12 protein-coding genes are annotated in these 17,179 nt (G+C 75.0%); 3 read left to right on the top strand and 9 right to left on the bottom strand.

The window, feature by feature from the left end:
* Positions 1-9 precede the first annotated feature (9 nt).
* From OG338_RS26200 to OG338_RS26170, 7 genes are all read right to left on the bottom strand, one after another.
* Positions 10-510 carry a methylated-DNA--[protein]-cysteine S-methyltransferase gene (locus OG338_RS26200; protein ID WP_405939681.1) on the bottom strand — a complete coding sequence of 167 codons (501 nt, stop codon included), beginning with the start codon at positions 508-510 and terminating at the stop codon, positions 10-12.
* Entirely contained in the window at positions 507-1,997 is a 1,491-nt protein-coding gene (locus OG338_RS26195) for an AlkA N-terminal domain-containing protein (protein WP_405939680.1), read from the bottom strand. Before OG338_RS26195 ends, OG338_RS26200 begins: the two co-directional genes overlap by 4 nt.
* A 93-nt stretch (positions 1,998-2,090) precedes the next feature.
* Entirely contained in the window at positions 2,091-3,803 is a 1,713-nt protein-coding gene (locus tag OG338_RS26190) for an aldehyde dehydrogenase family protein (RefSeq protein ID WP_405939679.1), read from the bottom strand.
* 30 nt (positions 3,804-3,833) lie between these two features.
* A complete protein-coding gene (locus tag OG338_RS26185; protein ID WP_405939678.1) occupies positions 3,834-5,135 on the bottom strand; it encodes an MFS transporter in 1,302 nt (433 codons plus the stop codon).
* A 30-nt stretch (positions 5,136-5,165) separates the two neighbouring features.
* Positions 5,166-6,089 (bottom strand): TauD/TfdA dioxygenase family protein, encoded by a 924-nt coding sequence (locus tag OG338_RS26180; RefSeq protein WP_405939677.1) that lies wholly within the window; start codon positions 6,087-6,089, stop codon positions 5,166-5,168.
* A 204-nt stretch (positions 6,090-6,293) separates the two neighbouring features.
* The gene (locus tag OG338_RS26175; protein ID WP_405939676.1) at positions 6,294-6,896 is read right to left on the bottom strand and encodes a TetR/AcrR family transcriptional regulator; all 603 of its coding nucleotides are present in this window, start codon (positions 6,894-6,896) and stop codon (positions 6,294-6,296) included.
* Positions 6,897-6,951: 55 nt separating this feature from the next.
* Positions 6,952-8,472, bottom strand: a complete 1,521-nt coding sequence (locus OG338_RS26170) for a class I adenylate-forming enzyme family protein (RefSeq protein WP_405939675.1) — start codon at positions 8,470-8,472, stop codon at positions 6,952-6,954.
* A gap of 73 nt (positions 8,473-8,545) precedes the next feature.
* Here OG338_RS26170 and OG338_RS26165 point away from each other — a divergent pair, with 73 nt between their 5' ends.
* Positions 8,546-9,163: a TetR/AcrR family transcriptional regulator gene (locus OG338_RS26165; protein WP_405939674.1), complete on the top strand. Its 618-nt coding sequence runs from the start codon at positions 8,546-8,548 to the stop codon at positions 9,161-9,163.
* A gap of 24 nt (positions 9,164-9,187) precedes the next feature.
* A complete protein-coding gene (locus tag OG338_RS26160; protein WP_405939673.1) occupies positions 9,188-10,846 on the top strand; it encodes an acyl-CoA dehydrogenase family protein in 1,659 nt (552 codons plus the stop codon).
* Between the two features lie 27 nt (positions 10,847-10,873).
* Here the strand turns inward: OG338_RS26160 and OG338_RS26155 are convergent, their stop codons facing one another.
* On the bottom strand, positions 10,874-14,218 hold the full coding sequence (locus tag OG338_RS26155) for an ATP-binding protein (RefSeq protein ID WP_405939672.1): 3,345 nt from the start codon (positions 14,216-14,218) through the stop codon (positions 10,874-10,876).
* Positions 14,219-14,399: 181 nt separating this feature from the next.
* Here OG338_RS26155 and OG338_RS26150 point away from each other — a divergent pair, with 181 nt between their 5' ends.
* Positions 14,400-15,692: a hypothetical protein gene (locus tag OG338_RS26150; protein ID WP_405939671.1), complete on the top strand. Its 1,293-nt coding sequence runs from the start codon at positions 14,400-14,402 to the stop codon at positions 15,690-15,692.
* A gap of 9 nt (positions 15,693-15,701) precedes the next feature.
* On the opposite strand, the gene OG338_RS26145 is transcribed toward OG338_RS26150, so the two are convergent.
* Complete coding sequence (locus tag OG338_RS26145; protein ID WP_405939670.1) at positions 15,702-17,138, bottom strand: phytoene desaturase family protein; 1,437 nt, start codon at positions 17,136-17,138, stop codon at positions 15,702-15,704.
* Positions 17,139-17,179: the final 41 nt, after the last annotated feature.

Raw genomic sequence — 17,179 nt, 5'->3', positions numbered from 1 at the left:
GTACCCGCGTCAGAACAGCGCCGGGGTGCTCGCCTCCGTGCCGTTCTCGAAGGCCAGCAGGCGCTGTTTGCGGTCCAGCCCGCCTCCGTAGCCGGTGAGGCTTCCGGAGGCGCCGATCACCCGGTGGCAGGGCACGATGATGCCGACCGGGTTCTTGCCGTTGGCCAGGCCCACCGCCCGGGAGGCCCCGGGCTTGCCCAGGTTCTCGGCGAGTTCGCCGTAGGAGCGGGTCTCGCCGTACGGGATGAGGCGCAGCTGCTCCCAGACGCTGCGCTGGAACGGGGTGCCGGCCAGGTGCAACGGCAGGTCGAAGTCGCGCAGTTCGCCGGCGAAGTAGGCGTCGAGCTGGCGGATCGCCTCGGTGAAGGGGCGGGGGTCGGGCTCGCCGAAGGTCTCCTCGGGGGGCCGGTGGCGCTGGCCGGTCATGTAGAGGCCGGCGAGGACGCCGTCGGCGGCGACGAGGGTCAGCGGGCCGTAGGGGCTGTCGGTGATGGTGTGCTGCCGGGTCACGGGGCACTTCCTTCCGCGTCCGGGAGGTGGTTGATGGGGTGGTCGTCGACGGTCCAGAGGTACTGGACGGCGTACGCCCGCCAGGGGCGCCAGCCGGCCGCGCGGGCGGTGAGGGCGGCCGGGGTGGCGGGCAGGCCGAGCTGCTGGGCGGATCTGCGGATGCCGAGGTCGGTCGGGAGGAAGGCGTCCGGGTCGCCGAGGGCGCGCATGGCGATGACCTCGACGGTCCAGGGGCCGAAGCCGGGCAGTGCGGCCAGTTCGGCGCGGGCCCGGTCCCAGTCGGAGTCGGGGCCGAGGCGCAGCGAACCGTCCGCCAGGGCCTGGACGAGGGTGGTGAGCGTGCGGCGGCGGCTGCGCGGGAGGGCCAGTTGCTCGGGGTCGAGCCCGGCCAGCGCCTCCGGGTCCGGGAAGAGGTGGGTGAGCCCGCCCTCGGGGTCGTCCACCGGGGTGCCGTGGGCGGTGACCAGGCGGGCGGCGTGGGTGCGGGCGGCGGCGGTGGACACCTGCTGGCCGAGCACGGCGCGTACGGCGAATTCGGCGCCGTCGACGGTCCCCGGCACCCGGCGGCCCGGTGCCGTGTCGACGAGCGGGGCGAGCAGCGGGTCGGCGCGCAGCTGTTCGTCCACGGCGACCGGGTCGGCGTCCAGGTCGAGGAGCCGGCGGCACCGGCTGATGGCGAGGGTCAGGTCGCGCGGGTCGGTGAGGGAGAGCCGGCAGGCGATGTGGTCGGGGCGCGGGGCGAGCGCGACGATGCCGTGGCCGTGCGACAGGGCGAGGGTGCGGCGGTACGCGCCGTCGCGCCACTCCTCGACACCGGGGACGGCGGTCGCGGCGAGGTGGCCGAAGAGGTTGCCGGGGTTGAGCGGGGCGCGGTACGGGAGGCGCAGCGTGATGACGCCGGGGGTGGCGGGCGCGGGTGCGGTGCGGGCGGCCCGGGTGCGCAGGTCGCCGGGGGCGAGCGCGAAGACCTCGCGGACGGTGTCGTTGAAGGTGCGCACCGAGGAGAACCCGGCGGCGAAGGCGATCTCGGCCATGGGGAGCGCGGTGGTCTCGATGAGCACCCGGGCGGTCTGGGCGCGCTGGGCGCGGGCCAGGGCGAGCGGTCCGGCGCCCAGCTCGGCGAGCAGCTGGCGTTCGATCTGGCGGGGCGAGTAGCCGAGCCGGGCGGCGAGGCCGGGGACGCCTTCGCGGTCCACGACCCCGTCCCGGATGAGCCGTATCGCGCGGGCCACCGAATCGGCGCGGGCGTTCCACTCCGGCGATCCGGGGCTGGTGTCGGGGCGGCACCGCTTGCAGGCCCGGAACCCGGCCTGCTGGCAGGCGGCCGCGCTGGGGTAGAACGTCATGTTCTCGGCCTTGGGCGGCACGACGGGGCAGCTCGGGCGGCAGTAGATCCGGGTGGTCAGGACGGCCGTGAAGAACCAGCCGTCGAAGCGGGCGTCCTTGGACCGGACCGCCCGGACGCAGCGCTCGGTGTCGGTGTGCATGGTTCAAGGATGGGCCACGGGTGGGGCCAGGGGCTGGCGGAAATCCGACATGGGCGTCGGGCTGCCTGGGGCTGCCCGACGCCCATGTGCGGCTCAGCCCCGGAGAGCCGAGGCGAAGATCCCCGGCAGCCGGGACACCTTCGGGTCGGTCGTGTAAGCGGTGAGGCGTTCCATGGTCGTGCGGCCGGTGCGGTTGGTGACGTAGTACGGGGGGCGCGGGGACAGGGACGGGGAGCCGGCGAGCAGGCCGCGCGGGGCGGGTGCGAAGGGGGCGCGTACGACCGCCTTCTCGACGTGCTCCAGCATGAACGCGTTGTGCACGAAGCCGACGCCGCTGCCGATGTCCTGGCGGCTGTGCCCGGGGAAGGCGCCCCAGGGGGTGTAGCCGAGCAGGAAGCCGAACGCCGACCAGCAGTTGACGCCGAGGGTGCCGTAGCGGAGCCCGGCGACCGCCTCCTCGACCGCGTGGCGGTGGGCGCGTTCGGTGCGGGGGTGGACGAGCAGGGTCGCGCCGAGGGTGCCGGGTAGCCGGTCGTTGGCGAACTCCGTCGCGGCGCGCAGGAATTCCGGGGCGTCGGCGCCGGGCAGGCGTACGACGCCGAGGGCGCTGGCGAACACCTCGGTGTCGAGCATCGGGTCGCCCTCGTCCGTGATGTCGGGGACGAGGAGGCGGCAGGCGCCCTCGCCGTGGGTCTCGGCGTCCGGGTGGGCGCGGACGACCGCGTCGAGGCGGTCGTCCGCGCCGGGGTAGTAGTCGGCGCGGGGCGGGAGTTCGCGCAGCACCCGGCGGATCTCGGCGAGCAGCCGTTCGGTGCCGTCCCACTCGCGGGGGACGACGAGGATCTGGCTGGCGACGCAGTTGTGGCCGGAGTTGTTCATCTTGCTGGTGACGATGTGCTCGGCCTGGAAGCGGAAGTCCGCCGCGCTCCACGGGCCGGGGGTGACGATGCAGGGGCTGACGCCGCCGAGTTCGCTGGTGAACGGCTTGTCGTTGAGCGGGGTGTCCTCGCTCCTGCGCCGCTCGGCCTGCTCGTCGGTGCCCCAGACGATCGCGTCGTGGGTGCGTTCGCTGCCGGTGACGTGGATGGTGTCGACGCCGTCGTGGGTGGTGAGGTAGGCGCCGGTGCCGGCGCCGCCGTCCACGAAGCGCACCCAGCCCTGCTCGATGAACTCGGCGAACACCTGCTCGAAGTGCGGGCGCAGGTAGGCGTTGACGGGGTTCATCTTGGCGAGGACGACCTCGCCCTCCGCGTACAGCTTGTGCAGGATGTCGAGCGGGGTGATCGCGGGGACGTTCCCCGCGCCCAGGACCAGGGCGACGGCCGGGCTGCCCTGACGGCCCCGGTACTCCCCCGCCGCGTCCGCCAGCGCCTGCGCGCGGGTGGTCCCGGGGAGGGTCCACACTTCGGCGGTGAACCCGTTGAGCAGGAGGCGGTCCGTGCCGGTGGCGGGGAAGACGTCGACCAGGACGCGGCCCCCGCGCTCGCGGACGGCCGTGCGGTCCACCGGGTCCTGTCCGGCGGCGAGCCTGCGCAGCACATGGAGGTAGGCGCTCACCGTCTGGGCCAGGGCCCAGGGGGCGGTGACCCAGTCCTCGGCGGCCCAGGCCGAGTCGGCGGCGTACCCCTTGGCGGCGGCCGCGTCGGCGACCATGGCGGGCGCGGTCCCGGCGATGCGCGGGAGCATGCGCTCCAGGAGGGCGACGCGTTCGGGGAGCGGCGTTGCGGTCCAGGCGTCGGCGTGTGCGCGGAGTTCGGAGACGGCGAGGTCGAGCGGGCTGGTGTCCAGGGCGGGGGCGGCGCTCACGGGCGGGCTCCTTGGGGCGGTGGGGGCGGGTCAGGGGGTCGGGCGGGCGGTGTCGCGGGCCGGGTCGATGAGCCAGAAGGATGCCGCAGCCCCCAGGGCGAGGAGAAGACCGGAGAGCACGACGGCGTTCTGGTAGCCGCCGGTCCCCCGGGCGTCGACGAGGGCGCCCACGACGGCCGGGGCGGCCAGTCCGGCCAGGGTGACCAGGGCGTTCATGACGCCCAGCGCGCCACCGGCCCGGTCCGGCGGGGCCAGTTCGCTGACGGTGGTCGCCGCGACGGCCGCGTACGAACCGCCGAGCCCGAAGCCGAGGGCGATCAGCACGGTCTTGGCCGTGGCGCCGTCCGCGAGGGGGACGGCCAGGCAGCACAGGGCGCCGAGCGCGAGCAGCGTGCCGCCGACCCAGCCCCGGGCGCGGCGGCTGCCGGCGCCGCGCCGCATCAGCCGTCCGGTGACTCCGGCCTGGGCGAGCAGCACGACGGCGCCGATGGTCCAGGGGGCGACGACGACGGTGCCCGCCTCGCCGGCCGTGTAGCCGAGGGCGTTGCGGAGGTAGGACGGCAGCCAGACCAGCATCAGGGCGACGGTCCAGTAGCTGGTGAAGTAGGCGAAGGTGGCGCCGATCCAGGTGCGGCTGGTGAGGATCGCGCGGTACGGGACCGGGGCGGCGGGCGCCTCCTCGCGTACGGGCGTACGGGCGGTCTCGACGCGGTGTCCGCCGTCGGCGCCGAGCACCTTCCAGACGGCGGCCCAGACAAGGCCCGCACCCGCCAGCACCCACAGGGCGGTGCGCCAGCCATGGTGCTGGATGACCCAGGACAGGCCGGGCGCGGAGGTGATCACGCCGAGCGTGACGCCGAGGGTGATCAGGGCGCCCGGCAGGTTGCGCCGGTCGTTCGGGAACCAGGCGAGGGTGGCCTGCTGGGCCACGGGGAAGGCCGGGCCCTCGGCCGCGCCGAGGAAGACCCGGGAGGCGACGAGGACGGCGAGGCCGCCGCCGATGGCCGCGGGGACCTGGGCCACGGACCACAGCAGCGCCATGACGAGGAGCAGGATCTTCGGTGACACCCGGTCGGCGGCGAGCCCGACCAGGACGGCGGCGACCGAGAAGAGCAGGAAGAACGCGCCGTTGACGAGGCCGAACTGAGTGGCACTCAGATGCAGGTCCGCGCGGATCTCGTCGGCGGCGAGACCGAGCACGGACTTGTCGGCGAAGTTGACCATCATGAAGACCACGAGGAGCGCGGTCACCGTCCAGGCCCGGGTACGGGTGCCGGCGGGTGCCACCGCTGCGGTGGGGTGCGGGGGCCGTTCGATCGGTGCCGCGGTCATGGGATCTCCCGGGAAGAGGGGCGGAGGGGGTCAGGAGAGCGGTACGCCGGCGATGGCGATGCGCTCCATGACGCGGCGCTGCGGGAAGTAGTCGTTGATCGCGTAGTGCTGGGTGGCGATGTTGTCCCAGATGGCGATCGAGTCGGCCTCCCAGTGGAAGCGGACCTGGTACTCGGGGATGCGGGCCTGGAGGACCAGGATGTCGAGCAGTTCGCGGCTCTCGGCGTCGGTCAGGCCGTTGACGCGGGTGGTGAAGGGCTCGTTGACGTAGAGCGTCCTGCGGCCGCTGCGCGGGTGGCGGACGACGACGGGGTGCTCGACCTGCGGCCAGGACTTGCGGAACTCGGCCTTCTGCTCGTCGTTCATGAGGGCGCCCCAGCTGGGTGCCCAGTCGTGTACGGCGGTGAGTTCGGCGATGCGGGCCTTCAGGTCGTCCGGCAGGTTGTCGTAGGCGGCGGCCATGTCCGCCCACATCGTGTCGCCGCCCGCCCCGGGCACCTCCACGGCGCGCAGCACGGAGCCGAGCGCCGGATTGACCATGAACGAGTGGTCGCTGTGCCAGATGTTCTTGTTGCCGGCGGCCTTGGCGTCCTTGGCGAGGCGCGAGACGCCGGCCGTCCCGGTCTTCGGGAAGAACGGGTTGGGCTCGGGCGGGCCCCAGACACCGGACAGGGCGAGCTGGTGCTCGGCGGTGAAGCCGGTCTGCTTGCGGAAGAAGATCACCTTCCACTCCAGCAGCGCCTGGCGCAGCTCCTCGGCAAGCTCCTCGGTGAGCGGCCGGGTCAGGTCGACCCCGTCGAGCACGGCGCCGAAGTGCGGGGTGAGCGGACTGATCCCGACCTGCCGGTACGAGGCCGGCTCGGCGCCGGGCGCGAGGCGTTCGAGGGTCCGGCTCCCGTAGTGCATGAGCGGCTTGTCCAGGACCGGCCTGGGGTTGGTCACAGCGGTCTGCATGGGTGTTCCTCCCGACGACGGGCTAATTACGTAACCAGCAGTATCGATATGAGGATGCGGCGGGGCAAGGGGTGCGGGGCATTGATTTCCCAGCGGCTTCCCGGCGACTTTCCCAGCGGCTTCCCGGCCCGTCCGGTGGCCGTTCCGGCCGCTTCCGGGCATGCCGAAGCACCCGGCGGCGGGGCCGGGCGAAGGGGTGCGCGGCTACGCCGGGGCGGCGACCGCGCGGCCGATGAGGTCCACCACGGAGTCCACCAACCGCTGGTCCGGCAGGCGCTGTTCGCCGACCATTCGGTAAAGCAGCGAGGCGGCGACGAGCGTCGCGGCGGCGGCGATGTCGACGTCCGCCCGGACGTCGCCGCGCGCCACCCCGCGCTCCAGGAGGTGCCGGGTCTCGCTCATCACGCGGGCCGCGTAGTCGCGGTACGCGCCCGGCTCGGCGCCCGCCTCCGACGCGGAGCCGATCACCCCGGCGAGCAGGCGCGAGACACCCGGCTGCCGGTACGCCTCCATGCGCGCCGTCAGCACGGCGCGCAGCTCGGCCCGGAAGTCGCCCATGTCGGGGATGGTGAGCGGCCCGATCCGGCTCTCGGCGGCGGCCAGGACCAGATCCTGCTTGGTGGCCCAACGGCGGTACATGGCCGGTTTGCTGACGCCGGCACGGGCCGCCACGGCGTCCATCGTCAGGGCGCCCATGCCGTTCTCCGTGACCAGCTCGACCACGGCCTCCAGGACGGCCCGGGTGACGCGCTCCTCACGGGGCCTGCCGGGGCCCCGCTTCGCCTTGGTCACCTGTTCGTCGGCCATGTGCCGACCCTACGCGGCCCGGCCCGCCGCCCGCCGCAGGGGTACGGGCCCGGGCTCACCGCGTCAGCTCGTCGCGCAGCACGTGCTTGGTGATCTTCCCGGACGGGGTACGCGGCAGGCCGGGGCGCAGGACGAGTTCGCGGGGCACCTTGTAGCGGGCGATCCGGGGCTCCAGCCAGGCGCGGACGGCCTCCAGGCCGAGCGCGGCGCCCTCGCGCGGGACGACGACGGCGACCACGGTCTCACCCCACTGGGGGTGGGGCCGGCCGACGACGGCGACGTCCAGGACGTCGGGGTGGCCGCGCAGGGCGCCCTCCACCTCCTGCGAGGCGACGTTCTCGCCGCCGGTGATGATCACGTCCTTCATCCGGTCCACGACCGTGACGAACCCGTCCTCGTCCACCCGGCCCAGGTCGCCGCTGCGGTACCAGTCGCCCGCGAACGCCTCGGCGGTGGCCTTCTCGTCGTCCAGGTAGCCCACCATGCGGGTGTCGGAGCGCAGCCAGATCTCGCCGGTCTCCCCCGCGCCCGCGTCCGTGCCGTCCTGGCGCACCACCCGCAGCTCGACCCCGGGCATGCCGCCCCTGCCGATCGCTCCGGCCTTGGCGACCTGCTCGGCGGGCGGGAGCGAGGCGCCGACGGGGCCCGTCTCGCTCATCCCGTACACCTGATGGAAGTCCTCGGAGCCGTACGCCTTCATCAGACGGCGCGCGGTGTCCGCGTCGAGCGGTCCGGCGCCGTAGATCCAGGCCCGCACGGACGAGAGGTCGTACGAGGCGAAGTCGGGGACCGCCTGCGTCGGCGCGATCAGGGCGATCGGGGCGCCGAACATCGCGGTGACGCGTTCGCGCTGGATGACCTCCAGCATCCCCCGGGGCTCGTACTCGCGCTGGAGCACCACCGTGCCGCGGATCAGCAGCGTGCCCATCACCCAGTTGTTGAGCGGCGACGCGTGCCAGACGGGCATGCAGATCAGGAACCGCTCGTCCCGGCGCAGCGGGATGGCGGCGGCGGTGTAGGCGGCGGTCAGGGTGATCGTCCGGTGGGTGTGGACACAGCCCTTGGGGGTGCCGGAGGTGCCCGAGGTGTACAGGATCTGCGCGACCTCGTCGTCCGTGCCGGGGTCCCCGGCGTACGGCTCGGCGGCCGCGATCCGGGCCTCGAACGCGTCGGCGGGCAGGGCGTCCGGACCCGCGTCGGGGTGGCTGACCAGCCAGGTCACCCCGGCGTCGGCGGCGGTGGCGCGCTCCCCGATCTCCGCGTCGACCAGGGCGACGCGGGCGCCGCAGTGGGCCAGCTGGCGGGCCACCTCGGCGGTCTGGAGCTTGTGGTTGACGGGGACCAGGGTGGCGCCCGCGTACCAGGCGCCGAACGCGGCGAACAGGAAGGCCGGGGTGTTGTACGTCATCACGGCCAGCCGGTCGCCCGGGCCCAGCCCGGCCTCGCGCAGCACGGTCGCGGCGCGGCGGGCCGCGTCGCCGAATTCCCGGTAGGACCACCGCCGCTCACGGTAGACGACCGCTTCGTGGTCGCCGGCCGAGCGGACGGCGCTGTCCAGCAGGGTACTGAGGTGCATCACGTTCTCCTGACGAGCCGGACCGTGCGAACGGACCATGGCGGGAAGCTCTGAATAATGGTTCACTTCTTTCATGGCCTACCGCAAGACCCCAGCCGAAATCAGTCGGCTCGAAGCAGCCAGGGAGCATCTGATCGCCGCCGCCACCTCGGTGGTGACGGAAGTCGGCTGGTCGCAGGCGTCGGTCACCGCCGTCGCCGACTCGGCCGGCATCGCGGCCGGCTCCGTCTACCAGCACTTCTCGTCCAAGGCGGCGCTGGCCGTCGAGGTGTTCCGGCGTGCCGCCGGGCGCGAGGTCGAGGTGCTGGGCACGGTGCTGCGCGAGCCGGGGACCCCGGTCGAGCGGCTGGCCCGGGGCGTCGAGGTCTTCGCCCGCCGCGCCCTGGAGAACCGGGGCCTGGCCTACGCGCTGCTCGCCGCCCCGGCCGATCCGGCGGTCGGCGCCGAACGCCTCGACTACCGCCGCCGCTACCGCGCCCTGTTCGCCGAGGTCGTCCACGCGGGCATCGAAGAGGGCCTGCTGCCCGCGCAGAACGGCGAGATCACCGCCGCCGCGCTCACCGGCGCGGTCGGCGAGGTGCTGGTCGACCCGCTCGGCGCCGGCGACGGGGAGACCACCGAGACGCTGCTCACCGAACTCGTCGCCATGGCCCTGCGGTGTGCGGGCGCCCCGCCCGTACAGCAGCCCTGACACCCCTTCCACCAGGAGGTTCCCGTGCCCGAAACCGTCGCCCCGCGCAGCAACCCCACCGCCGCGACCCATGAAGTGACCAACCAGACACCGCCGTTGACCGGGCACGACGTGGCCGACGACGCGGTGCTCCTGGAGGGCCTGCGCCGCGAGGGCGCCGAGTGGCACACCGAGGAGCTGCACCGGCTCGGGCGCCTCGTCGGCAGCGCGCAGGCCCAGGAGTGGGCCGAGCAGGCCAACGCCAACGAGCCCGTGCTCCGCACCCACGACCGCTACGGCCACCGCGTGGACGAGGTCGACTTCCACCCCGCCTACCACCACCTGATGAACGCCTCGGTCAGCGCGGGCCTGGCCGGCGCGGCCTGGGCGGACGAGCGCCCCGGCGCCCATGTGGCACGCGCGGCCGGCTTCATGGTGATGTCGACGCTGGAGGCGGGCCACCTGTGCCCCGTCTCGATGACGTACGCCGTCGTCCCGGCGCTGCGGCACGCCCCCGACCTGACGAAGACGTACGAACCGCTGCTGACCAGCCGGGTGTACGAGGCCGGGCTCCGCACCCCCGCCGAGAAGCCGGGGCTGCTCGCCGGGATGGGCATGACGGAGAAGCAGGGCGGCACCGATGTGCGCGCCAACACCACGGTGGCCGTCGAGGCCGGCGACGGGACCTGGCGGCTGCGCGGGCACAAGTGGTTCACCAGCGCCCCGATGAACGACCTCTTCCTGGTCCTCGCCCAGGCGCCGGGCGGACTCTCCTGCTTCCTGGTGCCGCGCGTCCTGCCGGACGGCAGCCGCAACACCTTCCGCATCCAGCGGCTCAAGGACAAGCTCGGCAACCGGTCCAACGCCAGCAGCGAGCCCGAGTTCGACGACACGGTCGCCTGGCTCGTCGGCCCCGAGGGCAAGGGCGTGCGCACCATCATCGACATGGTGACGATGACCCGCCTGGACTGCGTCATCGGTTCGGCCGCCGGCATCCGCGCCGCGCTCGCCCAGGCCGCCCACCATGTGCGCCACCGATCGGTGTTCGGCGCCAAGCTGATCGACCAGCCGCTGATGCGCAATGTGATCGGGGACCTCGCGGTCGAGTCCGAGGCGGCGACCACGCTCGGCCTGCGCCTGGCCGGCGCGGCCGACCGGGCCCAGCGCGGCGACGCCGGCGAGCGGGCGTTCCTGCGGCTGGCCACGGCGGTGTCCAAGTACTGGGTGTGCAAGCGCCAGCCGGTCGCGGTCGCGGAGGCGCTGGAATGCCTCGGCGGCAATGGTTACGTCGAGGACTCGGGCATGCCGCGCATGTACCGGGAGGCCCCGCTCAACGGCATCTGGGAGGGCTCCGGCAATGTGAACGCGCTGGACCTGCTGCGCGCGCTGGCCCGGGAGCCGGAGTCGCTGGACGCCTTCCGCGCCGAGGTCGAGGCCGCCTCGGGGGCGGACCGCCGGCTGGACGCGGCCTGGCGGGAGCTGCGCGGCGAACTGGTCCTCACCGAGGACGCCCCGCTGCGGGCCCGGCGGCTCATCGAGCGCGCGGCGCTGGTGCTCCAGGGCTCACTGCTCGTCCGGCACGCGCCGACGGCGGTCGCCGACGCGTTCTGCGCCTCGCGGCTCGCCGGGGACCGGGGCCTCGCCTTCGGCACCCTGGCACCGGACACCGACTTCGCGGGGCTGCTGGAGCGGCTGCCTGCGTAGGAAGCGCACACGGAGCCGGACGCCCCGCTACCGGGCGTCCGGCTCCGTTTCCATGAGCACCCGCACCTCGGCCGCGTGGGCCGCGCCCGCCGGGTAGGGCAGGGACCGGGCCAGGTCGTCGGCACGTGTCAACGCCTCCCGGGCCGCCTCGCCGGCGCCGAGTCGGTGCAGGGCCAGGGCGAGGACCGTCCGCGCGTCCGCCTCGGCGAGCCGTTCGCCGGTGCGGGCGGCGCGGGCCACCTCGTCGGCGGACCGCCGGCGCGCCGGTTCCGGGCGGCCGCTGCGCAGGTCCGCCCAGGCCGCGAGCACCGGCACGTCCCGCTCGTGGCCCTCCAGGGCGCGCCGGGCCTGCCCGGGCAGCCCGTCGCGCAGGGCGAGTTCGGCGCGGGCCGCCCGGACCTCGTGGCCCGCCTGCCGGTCGACCAGGCCGGGGGACGACTGCGCGCGGTCCAGGAGCGCGGCGGCGCCGGGCGCGTCCCCGGTGCGCATCCGGACCAGGGCGAGGGCCGCCAGGGTGTACGGAAGGCACCAGGCGTCGTCCTGCTCGGCGCCCGCCACCGCCGCCTCGGCGAGGGTGCGCGCGGTGTCGAAGTCCTCCAGGAGCAGCCAGAGTTCGGCGAGGTTGGCCCGTTCGAAGGCGGCGCTCGCCGGGTCGCCGGACCGCTCGGCGAGGTCAAGGGCGCGCTGTCCGGTGGCGACGGCCTCGCGGAGCCGGCCGCCCCGCCGCTCGTTCTCCCGCAGGGTCGAGAGCACCGAGCCGAGCAGGGTCGGGTCGCCGTACGCCTCGGCCGGGGGCAGGGCGAGGTCGGCCGCCTCCTGGGCCTCGTCCAGCCGTCCGCTCAGGCCCAGGATGCTGGCCCGCAGCGAGTGGGCCCGGGCCATCAGCCCCTCCCCGGCCCGGCCGGGCACCCGCTGACCGGCGGCCACCGCCTGCTGGGCGGCCGGGTAGGCGTCCTCGTACCGCCCCTGGATGCGGCACAGCACGGCCTGGGCCAGATAGTGCCCCGTGGCGGGCTCCGGCGGGGTGTCCGGCGTCACCGGGTGCGCGGCCAGGACCCGCCGGCCGGCGTCGGGCAGGCCGGTGCGCCCGAGGGTGTCGGCGAGCCAGGCCGCCGCGAGCACGATGTCCTCGTGGTCGCCGCGCCTGACGAACTCGTCCAGCGCGAGCCGCAGCACCTCGGCGGCCTGGGCGAAGTTCCCCATCCGGCGCAGCACCTGGCTGTGGGCGAGGCGGGCGCGGGCGGCGTCCACATCGAGCCGGGCGACCAGGTCGCGGTAGTAGCGGTCGGCGGTGTCGTTGGCGAAGAGGGCGGCGGCCCGGGCGGCGGCCCGGCGCAGGTATTCGGCGGCGCGCGGGTCGTCGGCGCGGGTGAAGTGCGAGGCCAGGGTATCCACGGCGTCCGGGCGGCGGCGGAGCACCGCCTGTGCGAAGGCGCCGTGCAGCTGCCTGCGGCGGATGGCGGACAGCTTCTCGTAGCAGGTGAGCCGCACCAGGGGGTGGCGGAAGGTGAGCCCCACCTCGTGCCGGCCGCCGACCAGGATGTCCCGCTCCTCGATCAGCGAGGCGTCCATGGCCCGTTCCAGCGCGTCGGTGGCGGCGCCGCCGGTGACGACGGGGTGGAGTCCGTGCGCGGCGACGTCGAGCAGTTCTGACAACGATGTCTCCGGTCCGGCCACGGAAAGCGCCTCGACCATCCTGCGGGCGTCGTGGTCGAGCCGCGCGAGCCGGTCCGCGACGAGCTGCCGGACCCCGTCCGGGGCGACGGTCCCGGCGCCGTCGGCCATGCCGTGGGCCAGCTCGACGGCGAACAGCGGGTTACCGAGGGAGAGTTCCCAGATCCGGTCCGGGGCGGAGGCGGGGGCGGCCGTCAGCTCGACCGTGTCGCGCACGACGGCGAGGCACGCCTCCTGGTCCAGGCGCGGCACGTCCTCGCGGACGGCGAGGCCCTGGCGGGCGAGCGAGGACAGGCCCGCACCGCGCGGGTCGCCGTCGGGTATCTCCTCCTCCCGGTACGTCACGAGGAACCGCCAGCCGTCCGTCCGCGCGGCCTGCCGGGCCAGGTGGCTCAGCAGCTGGAAGGAGCCCAGGTCCGCGGCGTGCAGATCGTCCAGCACGATCAGCACCGGCTGTACGGTGGCCAGCTCGCCGAGCAGGCCGGCCGCGGCGCGGAAGAGGCGGTCGCGCTCCTCCTCGGGGCTGCGTTCGGAGTCGGCGCGGACCCGGCCGAGCGCCGGCAGGAAGGCGGCCAGCTCGGGGTATTCGCCGCCGACGCGGGCGCGTTCCGCCTCGTCGCGTTCGGCGAGCCAGCCGTCCAGGGCCTCGGCGAAGGCGCCGTACGGGGTGTGCCCCTCCGCGTCGTGCCCGCCGCCCCACAGGACGGCGGTGCCGGCGGCGGCCGCCTGCCGGGCCACCTCGCCGACCAGCCGGGTCTTGCCGACGCCCGCCTCGCCGGTGAGCACGGTGACGACGGCGGGCCCGTCCGCCGCGAGCAGCCGCCCGAGCACGGCTTCGCGCCCGCGCAGCGGGGTGGCGGCGGGGACGCGGAGCGAGGCGGGCAGGGAGGGCGCGGACGGCGGTCCGGCGGGCTCCGCCGCGAGCGCGGAGCGGTGCAGGCGCTCGGTCTCCGGGCCCGGCCGTACGCCCAGTTCGGCGTCGAGGGCCGCCCGGCAGACGTGGTACTGGCGGACCGCGCGGCGGCGCAGCCCGAGCCGGGTGTAGGCGTCGATGAGGAGGCGGTGGGCCAGTTCCTCGGCGGGGTTGCCGGCCAGGAGCCGTTCCGCGAGGGCGACCGCCTCCTGGGGCTCGCCGGCCCGGAGCCGGGCGTCGCCGAGGGCGAGGAGCAGCCGCTCCTTGAGGTCGGCGAGCTGGGAGCGGCGGCCCTCGGCCCAGTCGGCGTAGCGGTCCTCGGGGAGGAGTTCGCCGGAGAAGCGGTCCAGGGCCTCGCGGAGGACGTCCACGCCACCGGCGGCGAGCGCGGCCCGGGCCTCCTCCTCGGCACGGTCGGCGTCGATGCGGACGCGTGCGGGGTCGAGGTGGAGCAGTCCGCCTTCCGAGACGAGGTACGAGGAGGTGGCCCGGGAGGCCAGCTCGGGTTCGAGGGCCCGGCGGGCGGCGTGCAGGGCGACGCGCAGACTGCCCTGGGCGGCCTGGGGGTCGGTGTCGGGCCAGCAGACATCGATGACCTGTTCGCGGTGGAGCCGGTGTCCGGGTACGACGGCGAGCAGCTTCACCAGCGACTGGGCGGTCTGCCTCGGCCAGCGCTCGGCCAGCGCCGGTCCGCCGTCGCGGGTCACCCGGAATCCGCCGAAGAGATGGATGTGCACCAGGGGCGGGTCCTGGTCCGTGCTGTGTGCCGTGTGCCGCTGGTTCATGAGGGCGCCCACTCTAACCGGGCCCGCTGTGGCCCCTGGCCGGCCACCCTGGTTCGCCGGAGGGGCGGAAGGCGGGCCCCGCGACGCGCGGACGTGTCCGTTCGGCGCAGTCCCGCTCGCGCGGGCCCGTCGGGCGCCGTTGCCTGGACAGTCAGGGGGGCCGGACCCGGCGGGAGGCGCGGTGGACGACGGCGGTGCGGCGGCGCGTAACGGCTCCTCGGCCGCGGAGGTCGAGGCGCTGCGGGCACGGGTGGCCGCGCTGGAGGCGGCGGGCGCCCGGCCGTCCCGGCATCGTGGACGGTCCTTTCCCGCCGCCGTCCTCCTCGTCCTCGGCTGTCTGCTCGCCCCGCTCTCCGTCGTCGCTGCGTGGGCGTCCGACCAGATCGGGGACACCGACCGGTACGTGGACACGGTCGCCCCGCTCGCTTCGGACCCGGCCGTCCAGGACGCCGTCGCGGACCGGGTGACCGATGCCCTCATGACCCGGATCGACCTGGCCGCGCTGCTGTCCGGGGTGTCGCCGGACGACCGGCCCCGGCTGGCGAAGGCGCTGGGGCGGCTCGGTGGTTCGCTGGAGGACGCGGTCCGCGGTCTGGTCCACGACCGGGCGCGGGCGGTCGCCGCCTCGGACACCTTCGAGAAGGTGTGGACCGAGGGCAACCGGCGGGCGCACCGGGCCGTCGACAAGGCGCTGACCGGGAAGGGCGGCGGCGCGGTGGAGCTGACCGACGACGCCGTCACGCTGGACCTCGCCCCCGTGATCGACCGGGTCAAGCAGCAGCTGGTGGACCGGGGCATGACGGTCGCCGGGCAGATCCCGGAGGTCCACACCGACATCACGCTCGTCAGATCGGAGGACATCGGCAAGGTCAGGACGTATGTGCGGGTCCTTCAGTTCCTGGGCGACTGGCTCGCGGTGATCGCCGTCCTGCTGATCGCCGGGGGCGTGCTGCTCTCGGTGCGGCGGCGCCGGTCGCTGGTGGCGGGGGCCCTGGGCGCGGCGGTCGCCGTGGGGCTGCTCGGCATCGGGCTGCGGATCTTCCGGGCGGTCTATCTGGACGCGCTGCCGGCCGGGGTGTCGCCGGGGGCGGCGGGCGCGGTCTACGACGCGATGACCCGGTTCCTGGGGACGACGGTGCGGATGGTGGTGGCTCTGGGGGTCGTCGTGGCGCTGTCGGCCTGGCTCACCGGTCCGGGGCGGCGTGCCGCGACCGTCCGGGGGCTGTGGACGTCCGGGATCGGCGCGGTGCGGGCCACGGCCGGCGCGGCGGGGCTGCGGACGGGTCCGGTGGGCCCGTTCGTACGCCGGTTCCGCGCCTGGTTCACCTGGCTGCTGGTGGCGGGCGCGCTGGTGGTCTATCTGGTGTGGGCGCATCCGACCGGGTGGGTCGTCGTCGGGATCGCGCTCTGTCTGCTGTTCCTGCTGGCGGTGGTGGAGTTCCTGGCGGCCGGGCCGCGTGACGCGGCGGCCTGACGCGGGCCCTCAGCGGCGGCGGCCGGACTCCCCCGAGGCACGCAGGCTTCGCCAGACCGCCTTCGCGGCGTGGTGTCCGGACATGCCGTGCACCCCGGGGCCGGGCGGGGTCGCCGAGGAGCAGAGGAAGACCGCCGGGTGCGCGGTGGCGTACGGGACGCGGGCGAGCTTGGGGCGGATGACGGTCTGGAGGCCGGCGAAGGCGCCGCAGGCGATGTCCCCGTCCACGTAGTTCGCGTTGCGCTTGGCGATGCCGGGCGGGCCGGCGACCGCGCGGGCGAGGACCAGGTCACGGAAGCCGGGGGCGAACCGCTCCAGCTGCCGTTCGATGACCTCGGTGGCGTCGCCCTGCCAGCCCGCCGGGACATGCCCGTACACCCAGAAGACGTGCTTGCCCTCGGGGGCACGGGTGGGGTCGGTCAGGCTGGGCTGCGCGGTGATCAGGAAGGGGACACGGGGGTCGCGGCCGTCGACCGCCCGGTGCAGGGCGTCGTCGATCTCGCCCAGGGTGGGGCCGATGTGCACGGTGCCGGCCCGGCGGGGCTCCTCGGCGGTCCAGGGCACCGGGCCCGACAGCGCGTAGTCGATCTTGAAGCAGGAGGCGCCGTAGCGGTACCCCTGGTAGGCGCGGCCGAGGCCGGCGATCCGGGCGAGGGCGGCCGGGGAGGTGTCGAAGACATAGGCGCGGGCGGGCGGCAGTTCGTCCAGGCGCTTGACCTCCGTACCGGTCGTGAGGGTGCCGCCCAGCTCCCGCAGATACGAGGCGAGGGCATCGGAGATGGACTGGGAGCCGCCGCGCGGAACGGGCCAGCCCCGCTCGTGCGCGGCGAGCGCGAAGAGCAGGGCGATGCCGCTGGTCCCGATGCCGTTCATGGGCGCGATGGCGTGCGCGGCGAGGCCGGCGATCAGGCCGCGCGCCTTCTCGCCCCGGAAGCGGCGGGCGAGCAGGGTGACGGGCTGGATCGCGTCGAGCCCGAAGCGCGCCCAGCGGTACGGGTCGCTGGGCAGCCCGTCCCACGGGGTGCGCAGGAAGTCCCGGGCGAGGGTGTCCCAGTGACCGAGGTAGGGGGCGACGAACCGGCGGTAGGCGCCCGCGTCCCCGGGGCCGAGCGCCATCGCGGTCTCCCCCACGGAGGCGGCGAGCACGGCGGCGGTGCCGTCGGGGAAGGGGTGGGCGAGGGCCAGGCCGGGCTGAAGCCACTCCAGGCCGTGCCGGTCGAGGGGCATCGCGTCGAAGGCCGGGGAGCCTATGGCCAGGGGGTGCACCGCCGAGCAGGGGTCGTGCCGGAAGCCGGGGAGCGTCAGCTCCTCCGTACGCGCCCCGCCGCCGACCGCGGGTCCGGCCTCGAAGACCTGGACGGCGAAGCCCCGGCGGGCCAGTTCGACTGCGGCGGTCAGTCCGTTGGGGCCCGCGCCCACCACGACCGCATCGAGCATCGACGGCACCTTCGGACTCCTTTGTCAGCCGACGGTCGGAGCACCCAGGA

Origin of the sequence: Streptomyces sp. NBC_00726 (assembly GCF_045161735.1) — a bacterium.
GTDB lineage: Bacteria > Actinomycetota > Actinomycetes > Streptomycetales > Streptomycetaceae > Streptomyces.
Note: the sequence above shows the minus strand (reverse complement) of the source record. Positions and strands in the feature narration are given on the sequence as shown.

Coding starts and splice junctions, on each gene's coding strand:
- OG338_RS26195 (WP_405939680.1), bottom strand. CDS start 1,997: ATGCACACCGACACCGAGCGCTGCGTCCGGGCGGTCCGGTCCAAGGAC.
- OG338_RS26185 (WP_405939678.1), bottom strand. CDS start 5,135: ATGACCGCGGCACCGATCGAACGGCCCCCGCACCCCACCGCAGCGGTG.
- OG338_RS26180 (WP_405939677.1), bottom strand. CDS start 6,089: ATGCAGACCGCTGTGACCAACCCCAGGCCGGTCCTGGACAAGCCGCTC.
- OG338_RS26175 (WP_405939676.1), bottom strand. CDS start 6,896: ATGGCCGACGAACAGGTGACCAAGGCGAAGCGGGGCCCCGGCAGGCCC.
- OG338_RS26170 (WP_405939675.1), bottom strand. CDS start 8,472: ATGCACCTCAGTACCCTGCTGGACAGCGCCGTCCGCTCGGCCGGCGAC.
- OG338_RS26165 (WP_405939674.1), top strand. CDS start 8,546: ATGGCCTACCGCAAGACCCCAGCCGAAATCAGTCGGCTCGAAGCAGCC.
- OG338_RS26155 (WP_405939672.1), bottom strand. CDS start 14,218: ATGAACCAGCGGCACACGGCACACAGCACGGACCAGGACCCGCCCCTG.